The 17,915-nt window shown below is 66.1% G+C and carries 19 protein-coding genes; 2 read left to right on the top strand and 17 right to left on the bottom strand.

Annotation, left to right across the window (positions count from 1 at the left end):
- Window positions 1-156: 156 nt before the first annotated feature.
- The 9 genes from G410_RS0100690 to G410_RS17220 form a co-directional block, all read right to left on the bottom strand.
- Complete coding sequence (locus tag G410_RS0100690; RefSeq protein WP_022671734.1) at window positions 157-549, bottom strand: DUF3168 domain-containing protein; 393 nt, start codon at window positions 547-549, stop codon at window positions 157-159.
- Complete coding sequence (locus tag G410_RS0100685) at window positions 546-788, bottom strand: hypothetical protein (RefSeq protein ID WP_022671733.1); 243 nt, start codon at window positions 786-788, stop codon at window positions 546-548. Before G410_RS0100685 ends, G410_RS0100690 begins: the two co-directional genes overlap by 4 nt.
- Entirely contained in the window at window positions 785-1,336 is a 552-nt protein-coding gene (locus G410_RS0100680; protein WP_245559273.1) for a head-tail connector protein, read from the bottom strand. The genes G410_RS0100685 and G410_RS0100680 overlap by 4 nt, the downstream gene beginning before the upstream one ends.
- A 65-nt stretch (window positions 1,337-1,401) precedes the next feature.
- The gene (locus tag G410_RS0100675; RefSeq protein ID WP_028970889.1) at window positions 1,402-2,616 is read right to left on the bottom strand and encodes a phage major capsid protein; all 1,215 of its coding nucleotides are present in this window, start codon (window positions 2,614-2,616) and stop codon (window positions 1,402-1,404) included.
- Between the two features lie 82 nt (window positions 2,617-2,698).
- Window positions 2,699-3,106 carry an HK97 family phage prohead protease gene (locus tag G410_RS0100670; RefSeq protein WP_022671730.1) on the bottom strand — a complete coding sequence of 136 codons (408 nt, stop codon included), beginning with the start codon at window positions 3,104-3,106 and terminating at the stop codon, window positions 2,699-2,701.
- Entirely contained in the window at window positions 3,103-3,411 is a 309-nt protein-coding gene (locus G410_RS0100665) for a DUF6127 family protein (protein WP_022671729.1), read from the bottom strand. The genes G410_RS0100670 and G410_RS0100665 overlap by 4 nt, the downstream gene beginning before the upstream one ends.
- Window positions 3,408-4,550, bottom strand: coding sequence for a phage portal protein (locus G410_RS0100660; protein WP_022671728.1), 1,143 nt, complete (start codon window positions 4,548-4,550; stop codon window positions 3,408-3,410). Before G410_RS0100660 ends, G410_RS0100665 begins: the two co-directional genes overlap by 4 nt.
- Window positions 4,551-4,593: 43 nt before the next feature.
- Window positions 4,594-5,928 (bottom strand): DNA-packaging protein, encoded by a 1,335-nt coding sequence (locus G410_RS0100655; protein ID WP_022671727.1) that lies wholly within the window; start codon window positions 5,926-5,928, stop codon window positions 4,594-4,596.
- Entirely contained in the window at window positions 5,925-6,488 is a 564-nt protein-coding gene (locus G410_RS17220) for a hypothetical protein (protein WP_022671726.1), read from the bottom strand. The genes G410_RS0100655 and G410_RS17220 overlap by 4 nt, the downstream gene beginning before the upstream one ends.
- A 389-nt stretch (window positions 6,489-6,877) precedes the next feature.
- Here G410_RS17220 and G410_RS15060 point away from each other — a divergent pair, with 389 nt between their 5' ends.
- The gene (locus tag G410_RS15060) at window positions 6,878-8,077 is read left to right on the top strand and encodes a GGDEF domain-containing protein (RefSeq protein ID WP_162604058.1); all 1,200 of its coding nucleotides are present in this window, start codon (window positions 6,878-6,880) and stop codon (window positions 8,075-8,077) included.
- 49 nt (window positions 8,078-8,126) lie between these two features.
- Here G410_RS15060 and G410_RS0100640 read toward each other — a convergent pair whose 3' ends face one another.
- The 5 genes from G410_RS0100640 to lnt form a co-directional block, all read right to left on the bottom strand.
- Window positions 8,127-8,768, bottom strand: coding sequence for a glutathione S-transferase family protein (locus G410_RS0100640; RefSeq protein WP_022671724.1), 642 nt, complete (start codon window positions 8,766-8,768; stop codon window positions 8,127-8,129).
- 94 nt (window positions 8,769-8,862) lie between these two features.
- Window positions 8,863-9,633: a sulfite exporter TauE/SafE family protein gene (locus G410_RS0100635; RefSeq protein WP_022671723.1), complete on the bottom strand. Its 771-nt coding sequence runs from the start codon at window positions 9,631-9,633 to the stop codon at window positions 8,863-8,865.
- A 133-nt stretch (window positions 9,634-9,766) separates the two neighbouring features.
- Entirely contained in the window at window positions 9,767-10,468 is a 702-nt protein-coding gene (gene trmB, locus G410_RS0100630) for a tRNA (guanosine(46)-N7)-methyltransferase TrmB (protein ID WP_022671722.1), read from the bottom strand.
- 10 nt (window positions 10,469-10,478) lie between these two features.
- On the bottom strand, window positions 10,479-11,711 hold the full coding sequence (gene metK / locus G410_RS0100625; RefSeq protein ID WP_022671721.1) for a methionine adenosyltransferase: 1,233 nt from the start codon (window positions 11,709-11,711) through the stop codon (window positions 10,479-10,481).
- Window positions 11,712-11,762: 51 nt separating this feature from the next.
- Entirely contained in the window at window positions 11,763-13,373 is a 1,611-nt protein-coding gene (lnt, locus tag G410_RS0100620) for an apolipoprotein N-acyltransferase (RefSeq protein WP_084488912.1), read from the bottom strand.
- Window positions 13,374-13,522: 149 nt separating this feature from the next.
- Between lnt and G410_RS0100615 the strand changes: the two genes are divergently transcribed.
- On the top strand, window positions 13,523-14,782 hold the full coding sequence (locus G410_RS0100615) for a metal-dependent hydrolase family protein (protein ID WP_022671719.1): 1,260 nt from the start codon (window positions 13,523-13,525) through the stop codon (window positions 14,780-14,782).
- Window positions 14,783-14,847: 65 nt separating this feature from the next.
- Here G410_RS0100615 and G410_RS0100610 read toward each other — a convergent pair whose 3' ends face one another.
- The 3 genes from G410_RS0100610 to G410_RS0100600 all read right to left on the bottom strand — a co-directional run bounded on the left by G410_RS0100610 (window position 14,848) and on the right by G410_RS0100600 (window position 17,895).
- Complete coding sequence (locus G410_RS0100610) at window positions 14,848-16,026, bottom strand: acetyl-CoA C-acyltransferase (RefSeq protein WP_022671718.1); 1,179 nt, start codon at window positions 16,024-16,026, stop codon at window positions 14,848-14,850.
- Window positions 16,027-16,142: 116 nt separating this feature from the next.
- The gene (locus tag G410_RS0100605; RefSeq protein ID WP_022671717.1) at window positions 16,143-16,604 is read right to left on the bottom strand and encodes a MaoC family dehydratase; all 462 of its coding nucleotides are present in this window, start codon (window positions 16,602-16,604) and stop codon (window positions 16,143-16,145) included.
- A 100-nt stretch (window positions 16,605-16,704) separates the two neighbouring features.
- Complete coding sequence (locus tag G410_RS0100600) at window positions 16,705-17,895, bottom strand: mechanosensitive ion channel family protein (protein WP_022671716.1); 1,191 nt, start codon at window positions 17,893-17,895, stop codon at window positions 16,705-16,707.
- Window positions 17,896-17,915: the final 20 nt, after the last annotated feature.

The following is a 17,915-nucleotide window of genomic DNA, read 5'->3' as shown; positions in this document are numbered from 1 at the left end:
AGAAGGTCTTGCCCGGACAGGAGGGGCGAACTCTCCGGCGAAGCCTTGAGCGGACGGATGGTGCGGGGCGTTCGGCGGCACGCGATGGGCTTCGCCGATGTTTCCCCCTTCAGCCCGTCAGGCTTCCGCTTCCCCGCTGACGGGGAGGATCGTGGCTTATATTTCCAGCATCCGTATGCGGAACTCGATCAGGCGGCGGTGGCGTTTGCCGTCGGCGCTGGTGAGGCTGCGCAGATAGACGCAGCTGGCGATCCGCCATCCGGGCACATCGGGCGGCAAGGCCAGCACCGCAGCCTCCGCCGCATCGGCAATCCGGGCGAGCGGCGACAGATCGGCCCGGTCCACCTCGATCGTCACCGGCAAGCGCAGCTCCCGGCCACGCGCGGTCTTGGTGCCCCAGTCGATCGATGCGCCGTCGGGCAGCACAATGAAGGGCGGCTGCGCACCGGGCGGCACGGCGTCATACACGCCGTTCACATCGCTACGCAGCAGAGGATCGGCCCGTAGCGCAGCCAGCACCGCCGTGCGCACGTGCGTCATCGCGCTCATGACAGCCACCCGCCGGGCCAGCGCGCGACCGGATCGCGCAGCATCCGCGCCATCAGCCGCCGTCCGCGCAGAACGACACCGCGTGGACCGCGCTCCGTGGACGCACCCGGCAAGACTTCCGCATACAGGTCGGCCAGCCGGTCCGCGCGCCGCTCTACCCGCCGCGCCGCGATGGCCGCGCCGCGCCTGAGCAGCGCACGCGCCACCTTGTCCGCTCCGCTCATGCCCCCGCCGCTCATATCAGGGCAATCCGGCGATAGGGCCGCCACAACGCCGTGACGGCAGCGGGCGGACGTGCATCGGCGGCACGCTCGCTATAGCCGAACGCCGCCAGGCGGATGATGCCCTGCTGCAGCGGCTCCGGCACGCCGTTCCAGTTGCCCGCCATCCCCGCGCTGTACTGCAGGCGCACGCGGCCCGCCGCGCCCGGCCGCTCGATCCGCACGCGCCCGCTGCCATCGGCGGCGATGTCGAGCGCATAGCTATCGACCGCCAGCGCCACCTCCGGCCCATCGGCCAGCAGCCCGTCCACCGCATCGATCGCGATGACCGGGCGATAGGTCAGCGCCTGCCAGCCCGAGCCACCGGTGAGAATTTCGGTGATGTCGCGCACGATCAGCGTCACGCCCAGAAACCGCTCGCACAGCGCATAAGCACTCATCAACTGCTCGGTCAGAACGGCATTCTCGCCATCCACCGCGATCCGCAAATAGCGTTTGAGCGCGGCCAGCGCGTCCGGGTCCAGCACGGGCTGGCTCATCGTCACCTGTCCAGGTGGAAAGCTCATGAAAGCCGCCTTTCGAAAAGAGAAAAAAGGTGCTCCCCGAGCCGGTCGGGGAGGATTAAGCGTCATCAGCCCGCGCTGAATTTCAGCAGCTTGATCGCCTCGGCATTCATCACCTGGCCGCCCACGCGTTTGGTCGCATAGAAATGCACGAACGGCTTGTTGGTGAAGGGATCGCGCAGGATGCTGGTCGCGCTGCGCTCGGCGATCAGATAGCCCTCGCGGAAATTGCCGAAGGCGATGGCGGTGGCGTCCGCCGCGATGTCCGGCATATCCTCGGCCTCCACCACGGGATAGCCGAGCAGCGTGTCCGGGCGGCCCGCGCTGAGCGAGGGCTGCCACAAAAACGCCCCGTCCGCCGTCTTGAACTTGCGGATGCGCGCCAGCGTGGCCGAGTTCATCACGAACGCCGCGCCCTGCCGATAGGCGGGTCGCAGCGCATGCACCAGATCGACCAGCGCATCTTCCGGATTGGTACCGCCGAATGCGCCGGATGAACCGCTGGGGAGATATTGCATTGCGCCGAACGCGCGCACATCGTCCGGCTCGTCCGTGCTGGTGACGGTCAAGAAGCCGCGCGGCTGGTTCACCCCGCTGCCGTTCACGAACGCCGCGCCCTCGGCACGGGCGAATTCGCGGGCAATCTCGTCCGCCAGCCAGGCCTGCACGTCGAAGGCGGCATCGTCCAGCATCGCCTGGCTTGCCGCCGGATTGGCATAAAGCTCACCCGTCGGCGGGGCGATTTCGGCGAATTCCGGCGTGTCGGTGGCCGGACGCCCGGCGGTTTCGCTGACCCAGCCGGACGGTGTGCCGCCGGTGGTCACCAGCTTGCGATAGCCCGCCGTGCCGGTCTGCACCACGGTGGCGATGGCGCGGATCGGCGAGATATCGATCAAGCTGCGCCCGATCAGCGCATCGATCTGCCGCGGCACGGCATAGCCGCCTTCCGGCCCGGAGCTGCCGCTCATGGCCTTCACCTCGGTCTCGCGGCCCCGGCGCAGATACCCGTCGATGAAGCTTTTGACTTCGGGCGCGGCGGACACCGGGGCGTCGCCGGGTTCGCCCGCAGCGCTGGCGGCCAGCACCGGACGCGCGGCGGCCGCGGCCACCTTGTCCATCCGGCTGCGCAACCCGCCGACATCGCTCTTCAACGCATCGACATCGGCGCGAAGCCCGCCGATCTTCGCCTCATGCTCATCGGCCCGCAGCACCGCATCGAACGACGCCTCCAGCGGATCGGGCGTGGGCGTAACATTGGCCTGCGCCGGTGCGTTATTGGTCATGATATCCATGGAATTTCCTTCTTCGGTGGTGGATTTTGGACGAAAAAAAAGCCGCCCGGTGGGGCGGCGGTGGGAACCAGTGTCAGGCAGCGCGCTGATGGACCTTTGCCAGGGCCTGCATGGGCAGACCGACCAGACTGACTTCGGCCAGGTCAACCTGCAACAATCGCCTCGGCCGCTCGCCCTCGCTGGCCAGCACGCGATAACCGAAGCTGAGACCGCCCTGCCATCCGCGCTGCGCCAAGGCGCTGCCCTCCTCCGTCAGCGCCGCGATCACGCGCAGACCCTTGCGGTCTTCGGCGGCATAGGTGATCGTGCCGATCCGGCGGCGTGGGTCGTGCTGCCACAGGAGCGGGAGCGTGCCCGGGTTCAGCGCAGCGAGGCTTTGGGTGAAAGCGCCGGGCACGATGACGTCGCCGCCGCGATCCTCGATATGGAAGATCGCCGCATAGCCGGCGATGCGTCTGACGGGACGCAGATTGCCGTTCATCGCATCAGCTCCCCGGCGCCCAGCCGCACCGCGATGCCGATCAGCAGCAGCGCGCACAGACCCTTGATCAACCAGTCCAGCGCCGCCTTCAGCGCGCCGCGCTTGGCCTCCCGCCAGGCGGCGAGCAGCTGGCGCAGTTCCTTCACATCGCCATGCGCCGCGCCATCGGACAGGCCGAGCCGCTCCAGCGCGCGGGCTGCCCCGGCATCGCTCGCTTCTTCGATGATCGCGCGCAGCGTGGTGACGTCGATCCCCTCGCGCCGCGCCTCGGCGGCCAGACCCGCCAGCATATCGGCCGTTTTCATATCATCTCCTCCTCCGGCGTAAGCCCCAGCATCGCGCGCTTCTCTTCGCGCGTCAGGAAATCGGCGGCGGTCACGCTGGACCAGAGCCGCTCGCGATCCTCGGACAGCGCCGGCACCCGGTCGATCGCCACGTCCAGCGCAGCGCCCGGATACCAGTCGGCCAGCCCCTGGCCGATCGCCTCGCAAATCGTCTGCACCAGCGGCAGCAAGGTGAGCCGCCACAGCGCCTTGTTCGCCTCCCGGTAATTGGCGTAGCTATTGTCGCCGGGCAGACCGAGCAGCATGGGCGGCACGCCGAAGGCCAGCGCGATCTCCCGCGCGGCGGCTTCTTTCAGCCCGGCAAAATCCATGTCGGCGGGCGAAAGCGCCATCGCCTGCCAGCTCAGCCCGCCTTCCAGCAGCATGGGCCGCCCGCTATTGCCGGGTCCCTGATAGGCGCCCTCCAGTTCCGCCTTCAGCCGCGCGAATTGCTCGGGCGACAGGGTGGAACCGTCGCCCGGATCATAGACCAGCGCGCCGCTGGGCCGCGCGGCATTGTCGAGCAGCGCACGATTCCAGCGGGTGGCGGCATTGTGCACCGCGATGGCCTCCGCCGCCGCGCCGAGGCAGCCCAGCCCATAATGATCGTCAAGAGGATGGAAGCCCTTGATATGGACGATCTGCGGCCGCCCGTCGGGGCCGATGGCGTCGATCGCCTCGCCGGCACGATAATGATAGGCGGCGGGCCAGCCGCGCGCATCCGGCAAGATGGTCACGCGGTCCGGGCGCAGCGCGAACAGCTCCGCCACGCCGCCATCCGCGCCGCGCAAGATCTGCACATAGGCATTGCCGTGGAGCAGCAGCTGCGCCGCCACCGTCTCGAACAGGCGCTGCCCCGCACTCGATGCATTGGCGAGCGCGGCGAGGCCGGGCGCGGCGCTTTCCACCGGCGCGCCGCCCACACCCTCGGCCACCAGCCGCACCGCCCGCTGGGCGACCGGATTGCGTTCATATCCGGCGCGGATCGCACTATCGTAGCTGAACGGCGCATCATCGGTGAAGGATGCGCCCCAGGGCGAGCTGAACCAGCGCGCCAGACGCGGCCGCCCGGCTGCCGCCCCGCCCTTGAAGGCGAGGCGCAGGGAATTGAGGATGGTCATAGATCGTTCCTTTCGGTCCCCTCCTGAAAAAGGGGGGTAGGTGTTACAGCCCGGTCACACGCACAGCGCTGCGTTTGCCCAGCAAAAGCGCGGCGATGGCCCAGACAAGCGCATCGGCGCGGTCGGGCGAACGGCCCGGCCCTTCATAACCGCCGCCCGCGATCAGGCCGCAAAGCTGGTCCTCCAGCGCGGCGAAATGCCCGGCGTGGCGGATCTTGTCCGCCTCGTAGAGCGCGGCCACCGGTTCGGCGCGGGCCACTTTGCCGCGGCTGGCGTGGACCAGGGTGACGGGCAGCATGGCATCGGCGGCGCGCAGCACGCTTTCCACCATCGCGCCGCCCTGATTGGCCTCGGCGATCACGCGGTCCGCGCCCCATTCGCGCGCCGCATTGGCGACCGCCGCCGCCCAGCCGGCGGGGCCTTCGCCCTCCACGCTGCAATCGGCCAGGACCACGGCGCGCGCGCCATCGACCATGGCGGCGACCACGATCCCGCAGGCATCGCCATCGCCCGCGCCAGCCGGCGGATCGACGCCGACCACCACGCGCCGCAGCTCTTCGGGCACCGTGCAGCGCCGCGCTTCCAGCAGCGCGCGGCTCCACAGCGCGCCCTCGACATCCTCGATCAGCTCACCGGACAGCTCCTGCCGCCCCAGATTGCTGCTGCCATATTGCGCCTCCAGATCGGCCACCACGCGCCGCGACAGATGCGGATTGTCGCGCGTCGCTCCGCGCGTCTCCACAAAGCCGTCCATCGCCATGACCGTGCGCAGGATCGGCACGGCGCGCGGCGTTGTGGTGACGATGGCGCGGGGATTGTCGCCCAGCCGCAGCCCCATGATCAGATTGTCCCACACCGGCTTGGCGCGCCGCCATTTGGCCAGCTCGTCGCACCAGGCGGCATGATGTTCCGGCCCGCGCAGCGCCTCCGGCGTCTCCGCCGAGAAGACGGTGGCGATAGCGCCGCTATCGAAATGCACCTCGCCCGCCCCCTTTTTCCAGCGCGGCTTTTCATGCGCGCGCGCCACGCCCAGCACGCCGCTGCGCCCCTCCACCATCACGCGCCGCGCATCCTCCATCGTCGCGCCGACAAGGGCGATCTGCGCGTCCGGATGGGCGCGCGCATATTCGCTCACCCACTCGGCCCCGGCGCGCGTCTTGCCGAACCCCCGGCCCGCGCGGATCAGCCACACCCGCCAGTCGCCGCAGGGTTCACGCTGCCCGGCATGCTCGAAGCCCTGCCAGCGCTGCGACAGCTCCTCACGCTGCGCCACGCTGAGCCGCGCCAGCAGCCGTCTCCGGTGCGCCGCCGGGATAGCCTCCAGCCGCTCCAGCAGAGCGCGGATCGTGGCGCCGCTTTCCCCTGCATCGCCGCTCATGCGCTTTTGCCTCGACTGCGGTCATAGGCATCCAGGCGTTTGGCAAGCGCAGCGTCCGTTTCTGCCGCCGTCGGTCTGCGCCCACCACTGCCCCGGCCCACCGCGCCGTCTCCGCGCACTTCCCTGCGGTGCCGTGACAGGAAATCCATCGCCTGGGCGATGGTCATCGGCGGCAGCTGCGCGGGTTCGTCAGCCACCGCAAAGCCGTCGGCCACCTCCAGGGCCCGGCGCAGCAGCGCCTGTTCCAGCCGATCGAACCCGACCTGCAGCGCAGCATCCCAGCCCGCGGCGAACGCCGCGTCCCGCGCGCGCCGGCGATAGGCCGTGGCCCGGTCCACGCCAGCGGACGCGGCGGCGATCTGAACATTGCAGCTATTGGCCAGAACGGACAGAAACATGTCGATCCGCTTCTTGCTCCAGCCGTTGCGCTTGATCGGCATCATCTGCGGAAAATTGCCGTTGCCCGTCTTGATCTCATAACCCTCGGGTAAAGCGACATCGCCCCTGCATGCTGCCAGCTGCGCCGCATCGTTCACCGAAGCCGTCTCTTTCTTTGCCATATCCGCTCTCCCAGCCCCGATCCGGCGCATGAAAAAGGCCCCCGCCCGGTGGACGGGAGCCTCATGCCCCAAATCGCTTCATCTCGATCTTCCTTTTATGTACCGAAGGAGCGTTACGATGTCAATATATTTGTGCCTATATGGTTTCTTTTGCGGCCGCCGGCGGACCAGGGCCGCGCGCTGCAACTGGCCGTCGTCCATAGGGACGGCGCGATCGTCCGACCGTCCGCATGGTCTTGCTGCCGCATCGGCCAGTGCGACTGTTAATGATTTCCCTACCGAAATAATGTAGGCCCTTGGAACAGCATCAAGGGTGGGGCGCGGGCTCATGATGCCGGAAGGCCTTCGATCACGGCGCGCACATGGTCTGCGATCAGGGAAGCAAGTCGATGAGTAGCGCGTTATTTTTCGTGTGGGTCAATCTGGCCATCGCGCTGTCCTTCGCGGCGGCGATGCTGGCGATCGCGCTGCTCGATAACCGGTTTCGCGCGGCCTTCTGGTTCGCCGGAAGCTTCCTCATCAGCTCCCTCTATCTGATATTCGAGCTGGCGACGGCGGAATGGCCACATTCCGCCAGTCTCGCCACCCTGACCCTCACGACCTTCATGGGTGGCCTGGCGCTCATCAATGTCGGTCTCAGCATCCATTACAAACGGCCGATCGCGCGCTGGGTCATCCCGCTCACCGCATTGGTGGCCGCCGGGCTGATCTTCACTGCGCAGTTCGCCTTCCAGAATTCCCTGACCGGCTACATCATGTATCAGGCACCGCTGGCCGCGATGCAGTCGATCGGCGCATGGGTGATCCTGTCAGAGCGGCGTGCCAAGCTGGACCGCGCTCTGGGCGTCGTCTTCGTGCTGTCCTGTGCGCATTTCCTAGCCAAACCCTTCATTGCGCTGGCGACGGGGCGGTTCGACAATGCGAGCCAACCTTATCTCTCGACCGATTATGCAGCCTATTCGCAGGCGCTCGGCACGGTGATTGGCGTGGCGCTTGCGCTGCTGATCATCGTCATCATGGTGCAGCAGCTCCTGACCGAGTTGAAACGGCAGGCCCTGACGGACGGTCTATCCGGCCTGCTCAACCGCGCGGCCTTTCATCATGAGCTGAGCCGGATGGTTTCCCGGCGTCGCCGACGCGCGCCCATGTCGCTCATCATCTGCGATCTCGATCACTTCAAGGCGATCAACGATACCTATGGCCATGAATGCGGCGATCAGGTCATCGCCGAATTTGCGGCCACCATCTGCCGCGCCGTCGCGGACGAGGGTTGCGCTGGCCGGATCGGCGGCGAGGAATTTGCCATCCTGCTGGAAGCCAGCGGGCTGGGCGAGGCCATGGAGACCGCCAACAGGGTGCGGATCGCAAGCCATGCCCTGCGGCTGGAGGCCTTCCCCGATATGTGCACCATCACCGCCAGTTTCGGCGTGGTGGAAATCCACCCGAATGACAGCGCACAGACCGCGCTCAGCCGCGCAGACCTTGCCATGTACCGTGCCAAGGCGGCCGGGCGGGACTGTGTGCGCACCGCGCCGCTGGAACGGATATCGCCGCCCTCCGACGGCGACGGCCTGCGGATAGTCGCCTGAACATTTCGGACGCGCTCTGCCAGAGCCGGGGCGCTATCAGCGCGGGCGCTCAGCCGCGAATCTTTGCCAAGGCGCGCTCTTCCCACGCGATCGACGATGCAAAACAGGGGCGCGCGTGCAGGCGTTCGGCAAAGGCGGCAATGCGGGGGTGCGCGTCCAGCGTGCCGCCGGCGTGGCGCAGGTTCACCAGCGGGCTGGCAATGGCGATATCGGCCAGCGTCAGCCGCTCGCCGAGCAGCCAGCCATCGCCTTCGGGCATGTGCGCTTCCAGCCAGTCGAGGATTTTGGGGACCGGCCCGGCCATGGCGCGGTCCGCTGCCGCCATGTCGCCCTCGCGGCGCTGGAACAGCGGCAGGACGATGCGGTTGAAGAAGGCGGGCTGCAGCGCGCCGAACAGCTCGGCATCGGCCACCTCATCCCACCAGACGGCTTTGCCCAGCCCCTGCGGGTCCTGCGGGATCAGGCCCGGTCGGTGCCTGGCTTCCAGATAATGGATGATGGCGCTGCTGTCCGCCAGCGTGAAACCGTCATCCTCCATCGCAGGCATCTTGCCGAGGGGCGAAGCGGCCTGGAAACCCGGATCGGGCGAGCCGAGGCCGATGCTGACCAGTTCATGATCGATCCCCGCCTCGATGCAGTAGGCGATGACTTTTCTGGCATAGGGCGAGAAGCTGGAGCCGTAGATTTTCATGATGGCGGCGGACCTATGTTCAGGGACGGTGCGGGGCGGCAAAGCTAGCCCCGCCGCCCGCCCCTGCCAAGCCGGCTAAACCTGCCAAGCCGGCTCAGCCGGTCACCGCGCGGTAGAGCGAAAAGGCGCTCGTCGCGGTCAGCACGATGCCGACCAGCACCAGCATCAGCTTGGGGCTGAAGCGCTTGGCCATGATGGCGCCGAAGGGCGCCGCCGCGACCCCGCCGATGAGCAGGCCCAGCGTGGCCCCGGCAAAGCTCTGGAACCCCAGATGATAGATGAAGGTGGCCGAAATGGTGAGGGTGAGGAAGAACTCCACGCTGTTGACGGTGCCCACCACCTTGCGTGGCTCGGCCCCTTGCACCAGCAGATTGGAGGTCACCACCGGCCCCCAGCCGCCGCCGCCCGCCGCATCGAGAAAGCCGCCGACGAGGCCGAGCGGCGCGACCACGCTGGGGCGCTTCACCTTGGGCGGATAGAACAGGCCGCGCGTCAGCAGATAGACGCCCATCAGCGCCAGATAGGCAAGCACGAAGGGCTTCACCACGGACGCATCGAGACTGGTCAGCAGATAGGCGCCCGCAACGCCGCCGATGACGCCGGGGATCAACAGGCGGCCGAACAGCGGCCAGTCGATATTGCCGCTCACCAGATGGCTGATGCCCGAAACGGCGGTGGTGAACACTTCCACCACATGCACCTTGGCCGAGGCCTGTGCCGGTGGAATGCCGAGCAGCGCGACAAGCATGGTGTTGGTGATGACGCCAAAGGCCATGCCCAGCGCGCCGTCGATCGACTGGGCGGCAAAACCGACGAGGATGAAGGGAAGAATTGCGGAGAAATCAAAGGCACTCGGATCCGGCATGGAACGGCACTTTCACGCATGAGGTGTGCCAGCGATTATGCCAGTTTCGATCGGCCGGATAGCTATATAAACTTGCGCGCATGCCAAGCTGGCATTTCAGCGTGGAACGCCAGCATCAGCGCGGCAACCGCGCTCAGTCCTCGCGGCGGCGATAGCGGAAATACCAGACCTCGTGCCCCTGCTTGCGGGCCTTGGATTCGTACCGCGTCTCCGGCCAGCCGCCGGGGCGCGTGAGGAAGTCCTTCGGGCGCTGGCACAGCCATTCGAAGTCCGTGCGGCCCTGCATCACCATCAGCGCGTGGCGCAGATAAACCGGATGGTCGGTGCCGAAGCGGAACTCGCCATTAGGCTTCAGCTTGGCCGCGATCATGTCGACCGGGCCCTTGTTCATCATCCGCCGCTTGGCATGGCGCGCCTTGGGCCAGGGATCGGGGTGCAGCAGATAGACGAAGCTCAGCGATCCGTCCGGTATGCGCGAGAGCACCTCCAGCGCATCGCCATTGTGCAGCCGGATATTGGGCAACGCCTTGTCCTCGATCTGCGCCAGCGCGGCGGCGACACCGTTCAGGAACGGCTCTGCGCCCACGAACATATGATCGGGCAGCATGTCGGCGCGGCCCACCATATGCTCGCCCGAGCCGAAACCGATCTCGAAATGCATCGGGCGCTCCATGCCGCTGAGCGCGCGGCTGGTGACCGGGCCCTCTTCCGGCACCGCGATCTGGGGCAGCAACTCGTCCAGCAGCCGCTGCTGCCGTTCGCGCAGCGGCTTGCCCTTGGACCGGCCGTACAGCCGGTTGAGCGTGGTCGGATCGCCTTCTTTATACGCCATCATCGCAGAAGCTTCAGAACTCGGCCTTCAGCTTGTCGGCCAGATCGGTCTTTTCCCACGGGAACAGGTCCCCGGTCACATCGCGGCCGAAATGGCCATAGGCGGCGCTGGGTTTGTAGATCGGCTTGTTGAGGCCAAGATGCGTGCGGATGCCGCGCGGGGTGAGGCGCACCAGTTGCGGCAGCAGCGTCTCCAGCTTGGCCGGATCGGCCTCGCCCGTGCCGTGCATATCGACATAGACGCTCAGTGGCTCGGCCACGCCGATGGCGTAGCTCAGCTGGATCGTGCAGCGCTCGGCCAGACCGGCGGCAACGACATTCTTGGCCAGATAGCGCGTGATATAGGCCGCCGAGCGATCGACCTTGGTCGGATCCTTGCCGCTGAACGCGCCGCCGCCATGCGGGGCAGCGCCGCCATAGGTATCGACAATGATCTTGCGGCCCGTCAGCCCGGCATCGCCATCCGGCCCGCCGATTTCGAAGCGGCCGGTGGGGTTCACGTGGATCACCGTATCGTCGCTGACGAAGCCTTCCGGCAGCACATCGTCGAACACCGACCGGATATAGTCGCTGAGCCGGCCGTACAGCTTGGCATCGCCTTCGCCATTGTGGAAATAATAGCCCGGTGCATGCTGAGTGGAGACGACCAGCGCTTCGGCGCCGACCGGCTTGCCATCGACATAGCGCAAGGTCACCTGGCTCTTGCTGTCCGGCTCCAGAAAGTCCGCCGCGCCCGATTTGCGGTCCGTGGCGAGACGCGCCAGAATCTTGTGCGCATAATCCAGCGTGGCCGGCATCAGATCCGGCGTTTCATTGCAGGCGAAACCGAACATGATGCCCTGATCGCCGGCACCTTCGTCCTTATTGTCCTTGGCATCGACGCCCTGCGCGATCTCGCTGGACTGGCCGTGCAGATAGTTCTGCAGCTCCAGCGTTTCCCAGTGAAAGCCATCCTGCTCATAGCCGATGTCCTTCACGGTGCCGCGCACGGCTTCCTCGATCTGAGTCAGCGCGCCCGGGGCCCAGCCGCCGGTTTGCGCATGCGCTTTGGCATCGTACAGCGGCTGGCAGCGGATTTCGCCTGCCAGGACGACACGATTGGTGGTGGTCAACGTTTCGCAGGCCACGCGGGATTCCGGGTCATTGGCCAGCATGAGGTCGACGATCGCGTCGGAAACCTGATCGGCCACCTTGTCCGGATGGCCTTCGCTAACGCTTTCAGAAGTGAAGATATAGTCGCTACGCATAAACCGCCGCCTCGCCAGTTTCCATGATATAAAGAATGCTTTATATGCGCTCTAGCGAGGGCGGCGGCGGCTTGCAATCCCGCCCGCGACAAGTAGCGCGCCGAACAGGACGGCCAGCCAATTGCCGAAGCGCGCAAATAGCGTGGGCGGCAGCGGCGGCGGCAAGGTTGCGGCGATCCGCGCGGCTGTTCCGCTGTCCAGCCGATCCAGCACCCGTCCATCGGCATCGACCAGCGCGCTGATGCCGGTGGTGGTGGCGCGGACCAGCGGCAGCCCTTCCTCGATCGCACGCATCCGCGCCTGGCGCAGATGCTGCGCCGGGCCCCACACGCCGAACCAGCCGTCATTGGACGGATTGAACAGGAAATCGGGCCGGTTGGCCCGGTCCACGACATGGCCGGAGAAAACGATCTCGTAGCAGACCTGCACGCCCATCTTCGGCATGCCGGGCAAGGCGAGCGAGCGCGGACCGGGGCCGGGATCGAAATCGATATCGCCCGCCACGAGCCGCGACAGGCCGATCGGCTCCAGCAGGCCGCGCATCGGCAGATATTCGCCATAAGGCACCAGATGCGCCTTGGCATAAGTGCCGCGCCGCCGCCCGCCCGGGCCGATGGCGGTGACGATGTTGCGGGCGCCGGCCAGCCGGTCGCCGTTCAGTTCCAGATCCTGCGCGCCAGTGATGAGCAGCCCGCCGCGGGCCACATCGGCCAGCCGTGTGCGCGCCAGACGGGCGGACGCGCCGTAGGTCGTCGCCTGATAGAAACGGCGCGGATAGCCGTCCTCCAGATAATCGGGGATCGCCCCTTCCGGCCAGAACACCATGTCGAACGGGGCCTGGCCGGGCGCGGGCTGAGACAGCCGGGCGAGCCGGGCGAAAAATTCCTCATAGCGCGTCGGATCATTGGCGATGTCCTGCCCGATATTGGGCTGCACGATGGCGATCGTCGGCTGGTCGCCCGTCGCGACTGGGGTGCCAAGCTGCTTGGGCACGAACATGCTGGCAATCATGGCCAGACTGGCCGCGCCGAGCGCCCAGCCACCCTTACCGCCAACCGCATGATCGCCGCGCCGCCCGTGCAGCGCGCACAGACAGAAGCCCGGCACCAGCAGCAGCAGACCGGACAGGCCATAGGTGCCGATCCAGCGCATCGCGTGCGGCAGGATGCCATGGTCGATGACCAGACTGGATAGCGGGTTCCACGGAAAGCCGGTGAACAGCCAGCCGCGCACCCATTCGGTGAGCGTCCACAGCCCGGCAAAACCCAAGGCAAAGGCCAGCGGTCTGCCCCGCCCGATCCACCATGCGCCAAGCCCGGCCAGCGCCGGGTAAACCGCCAGATAGACGGAGAGCAGCAGCACCGCGATATAGCCCAGCCACACCGGCATCTCGGCCTGATAGGTGAAGGCGGTGGCGATCCAGTTGAGCCCCAGCACAAACTGCGTCAGCCCGAAAACCCAGCCGATCAGGAAGGCCTGACGCGCGCCGCTGGCGTGCAGCAGCAAGTGCATCAGCGCGACAAAGCCGATGAGCGGCAGCAGGATGAGGCGATATTGCGGCGCGAAGCCTTCGGCCACGAGCAGGCCGGCCAGGGCCGCGACGATCAGCGGATGGGCGCGCAGCCACTGGCCCGCTTGGGCGAATTGCGAAGATATGGTCATGATCGCCCGCTCCTGCCCCGAGCGCGCCCGCGCTGGCAAGTCTTTCCCGGTGCCGGCCCGCCGGGCATGCGGAACGGCCAGGGCCGCGCTATCATCGCCGCCAGAATTGGCGTCATGTGATTCGCCGATCGTCCAAGGAGAATGATGAGATGAAAGCGCTGCTGCTCGCCCTGCCCCTGCTGGCTCTTGCCGGTCCGGGAGCCGCCGAGACGATCCTTGTCGGCAATCTGATCACCGATGCCGCGTCCGACCCCATGGGTCCGGCCACGGTGCTGGTCGAGGACGGCAAAATCGTCTCGATCACCGCCGGGATCGACCGAACGGCCACCGGCGACGACATCATCGACCTCGGCGACAAGACCGTGCTGCCCGGCCTGATCGACACACATGTGCATCTGACCGGCGATCCGGGCGGCGATTTCTGGAAGGAAGCGACCGAACCGGGCGAATGGGGCGTGGTCGTGGGCGTGAAAAATGCGCTGAAAACCGTGAAGGCCGGCTTCACCACCGTGCGGGAGGCGGGCTCCGCCGGGCAGACCGCGTTCGCGCTGCGCCGGGGCACCGATGAAGGCCTGATTGCCGGCCCGCGCATCATTGCCGCCGGGCCGCCGCTCGCGATCATCGGCGGGCATGGCGATGTGTCCGGCTTCCTGCCGGAGATCAACGATCTGCTGTCCAGCGGCTTCACCTGCACGGGCGCGGTCGAGTGCACCGCCAGGGTACGCAAGGCCAGCCGCAACGGCTCCAACGTCATCAAGATTACCGCGACCGGCGGCGTGCTGAGCCAGCAGGGCCGCGGTCTGGGCGCGCATTTCACCGATGACGAGATGACCGCGATCGCCGATACCGCGCATTCGCTTGGCCTCAAGGTCATGGCCCATGCCCATGGCGCGCGCGGCGTGGAGGCGGCGGCAGCGGCGGGCATCGATTCGATCGAACATGGCACCTTTGCCGATGAGCAGGCGCTGCGCGTGATGAAGGCCAGGGGCACCTATCTGGTGCCAACGCTACTGGCCTTTCGCGGCGTCTCCGAAGGGCTGGGCACGGGCATGTACACGCCCGTGGTGGAGAACAAGATCCGCATGACGCTGAGCGAGGTCGGCAAGGCGGTCGGCCTTGCCAAGCAGCTCGGCGTGCCGGTCGCCTTCGGCACCGATGCGGGCGTGTTCGCGCATGGCCGCAATGCCGAGGAATTTCAGATGCTGGTGGATGCCGGCATGACCCCGCGCGAGGCGCTGGCCAGCGCCACCACCGTGGCCGCCCGGCTGCTGGATATGGAAGGGCAGATCGGCAGGATCGCGCCGGGCTACTCTGCCGATCTGATCGCGGTCTCCGGCAATCCGCTGGAAGATGCTGCAGCGCTGCAACAGGTCGACTGGGTCATGGCGCGGGGCCAGATCATCGACTGACGGAAAAAAGGCCGCCCTGCAGAAATGCAGGACGGCCTTTTATCACTTGGCTCGAGATCGCTGGATCAGAGCACTTCGAACAGACCGGCTGCGCCCATGCCGCCGCCGACGCACATCGTCACGACGACATGTTTCGCGCCGCGACGCTTGCCTTCGATCAGCGCGTGGCCGGTGCAGCGCGCGCCGGTCATGCCATAGGGGTGGCCGATCGAGATGGAGCCGCCATTGACGTTCAGCAGCTCATCGGGAATGCCCAGCTTGTCCTGGCAATACAGCACCTGCACCGCGAACGCCTCGTTCAGTTCCCACAGGCCGATATCGTCCACCTTGAGGTCGAACCGCTCGAGCAGCTTGGGGATGGCGAACACGGGGCCAATGCCCATTTCGTCCGGCTCGGTACCGGCAACCGCCATGCCGATGTAACGACCCAGCGGCGTCAATCCGCGCTTTTCGGCGACCTTGGCTTCCATCAGCACGCTGGCGGAGCTGCCATCGCTCAGCTGCGAGGCGTTGCCGGCGGTGATCGAGGTGCCCTCGCCCATCACGGGCTTCAGGCTGTTCAGGCCCTCTAGCGTGGTTTCCGGACGGTTGCCCTCGTCCTTGGAGATGGTGACGTCCTTGTCCGAAATCTCACCGGTTTCCTTGTTCTGCACCTTCATGGTGGTGGAAACGGACACGATCTCGTCATCGAACTTGCCCGCATCCTGCGCAGCGGCGGTGCGCTGCTGCGAACGCAGGCCATATTCGTCCTGACGCTCACGGCTGATGCCGTAACGCTGGGCCACCGTCTCGGCGGTCTGCAGCATGGGCATGTACACCGCGCCGTGCATCTGGATTAGCTCCGGATCGGGCATCACGCGCATTTCCTTGGTCTGCACCAGCGAGACCGACTCCAGCCCGCCGGCCACGACGCAGTCCATGCGATCGGTGATGATCTGCTTGGCGGCGGTGGCGATGCTCATCAGGCCCGACGAGCACTGACGGTCGATCGTCATGCCGGGCACATCGATGCCAAGGCCTGCGCGCAGTGCGATCTGCCGCGCGACATTGCCGCCCGTGGTGCCCTGCTGCAGCGCCGAGCCCATGATGCAATCATCGATCTCGCTGCCTTCGACGCCAGCACGCTCGACTGCGGCCTTGACCGAATAGCTGCCGAGCGTGGGGCCCTGCGTGTTGTTGAAAGCACCCTTATAGGCACGCCCGATCGGGGTGCGGGCGGTGGAAACGATGACGGCGTCACGCATATGATGTACTCCTGTGATGGTTTCTGAAGGCGTCGCCCCGGCAAAAGCCGGGCTCTCATCGGGCGCTGCGCCTTTGGAGAGTCCGGATAGCGCCGGAATGATAGTGGCGTTTTAAATTATACGAAAAACTGGCTGATCCACTCGGCGATCAGGGCGGGCTTGCCCTCCCCCTCGATCTCGACCGTGAATTCCTGCGTCTGCTGCCACTGGCCGGGCCGCTTTTCCTCGATATCGAGCAGCTTGAACCGCCCGCGCACGCGCGATCCGGATTTGACAGGCGTCAGAAAGCGGACTTTGTTGCCGCCGTAATTCACGCCCATCTTCACGCCTTCTGGCCGCGGCATATCCGCCTCGGCCGCCAGGCGCGGGAGCAGGGACAGCGTTAGAAAGCCATGGGCGATGGTGCCGCCAAACGGCGTCATCTTGGCCTTTTCCACATCGACATGGATGAACTGATGGTCGCCCGTCGCTTCGGCGAACTTGTCGATCATGTCCTGATCCACGGTCACCCAGTCGGACACGCCCAGTTCCTGGCCAATTCTGTCTTTCATCTGTTCGGGCGCAATGGTTTCGGCCATGCCGCTCTCCTTTTATCGGTATGGCGCGACCATGGCCTGTCGCCGCCACTTTCTCAAGCAAAACGGCTTGCCGTTACGGCAGGTGGACGGATGGACGCGCTCAGACGTCGGTGCCGTCCTCGATCTGCCGTACCGGCTGGATCTGCGGATAGGGCATGACCATGGTGCCGTCCGGCGCGGAGGTGAAGGTGGTCTGCGTGGGATAGGCGAATTCCAGCCCTTCCTTGGCAAAGCGATCGAAGATGGCAATGCCGACGCGGTGGCGCTGGTGATAGCTGGCGGTAAAATCGGACGGGCCGTCGAATTCCACCTCGTAATTGATCGAACTGTCACCGAAACCGACAAAACCTGCGCGCACGAAGGTGGCACCCGCGCTCTCCACGATGTCCTGCAGAATATCGGGCACCTTGTCCGCCTTGTCGGCAGGCGTCTGGTAGATCAGCGTGATCGCGAATTTGGTGCGCCGGTGCGGACGGCGCGTGAGATTCTGGATTTCCTTGTTCAGCAGATTGGCGTTGGAGATGATGATCTCCTCACCCGTCACCGCCCGTACCCGGGTGGATTTCAGACCGATTTCCTCGACCGATCCGGAAAAGCTGTCAAACTGGATGGTGTCTCCCTTGGAAAAGGGTTTGTCGAAAATGATCGCGATGGCGGCGAACAGATCCGCGAAAATGCCCTGCGCAGCCAGACCGATGGCGATACCGCCGACGCCCAGACCGGCGATCAGCCCGGTAACGTCCACGCCCAGATTGCCCAAGATCACGACCACGGCGATGGCGAAAATGACGAAGGTGACGAAAATGTGGATCAGCTTCATCGCGCTATCCAGCGTTTCGTGCGAATCCTCGGTGCTGTGGTTGCGCTTCTCGATGAACCCGATCAGCAGCTCGCGCACCCAGATGGCGATCTGCAGCACCACCGTGATGGTGAACAGAAAACCGATGAAGCTTTCCAGCCAGTCGGGCGCGCTGGCATAGCTGGCCACCAGCTGCGCCGCGATGAGGAAGCGGAAGCTGCGCGTGGTCTTGGCGATCGCGCGGCCGATGATCATGCGATAGCCGGTCAGATTCTCATTGCGGCGGACATAGCGCACGCCCAGCCGCTTGAGCGCGGAGAGCGCCACATACAGCACCACCGCCACGGCCAGCGCGATCAACACCTCCACCCAGTGCACCACGAACCAGTCCGCGATCGACTGGAGATAGTCGGTCAGTTCGGTCCAGGCGGCAGCCACGTCATTGCCTTTGGGCAAGGGGCTGGCGGCCTTTTCCGTGAGCTTGCTGGCCATATCGATTGCTCCATCTGCAT

The organism is Novosphingopyxis baekryungensis DSM 16222, assembly GCF_000420305.1.
GTDB lineage: Bacteria > Pseudomonadota > Alphaproteobacteria > Sphingomonadales > Sphingomonadaceae > Novosphingopyxis > Novosphingopyxis baekryungensis.
Note: the sequence above shows the minus strand (reverse complement) of the source record. Positions and strands in the feature narration are given on the sequence as shown.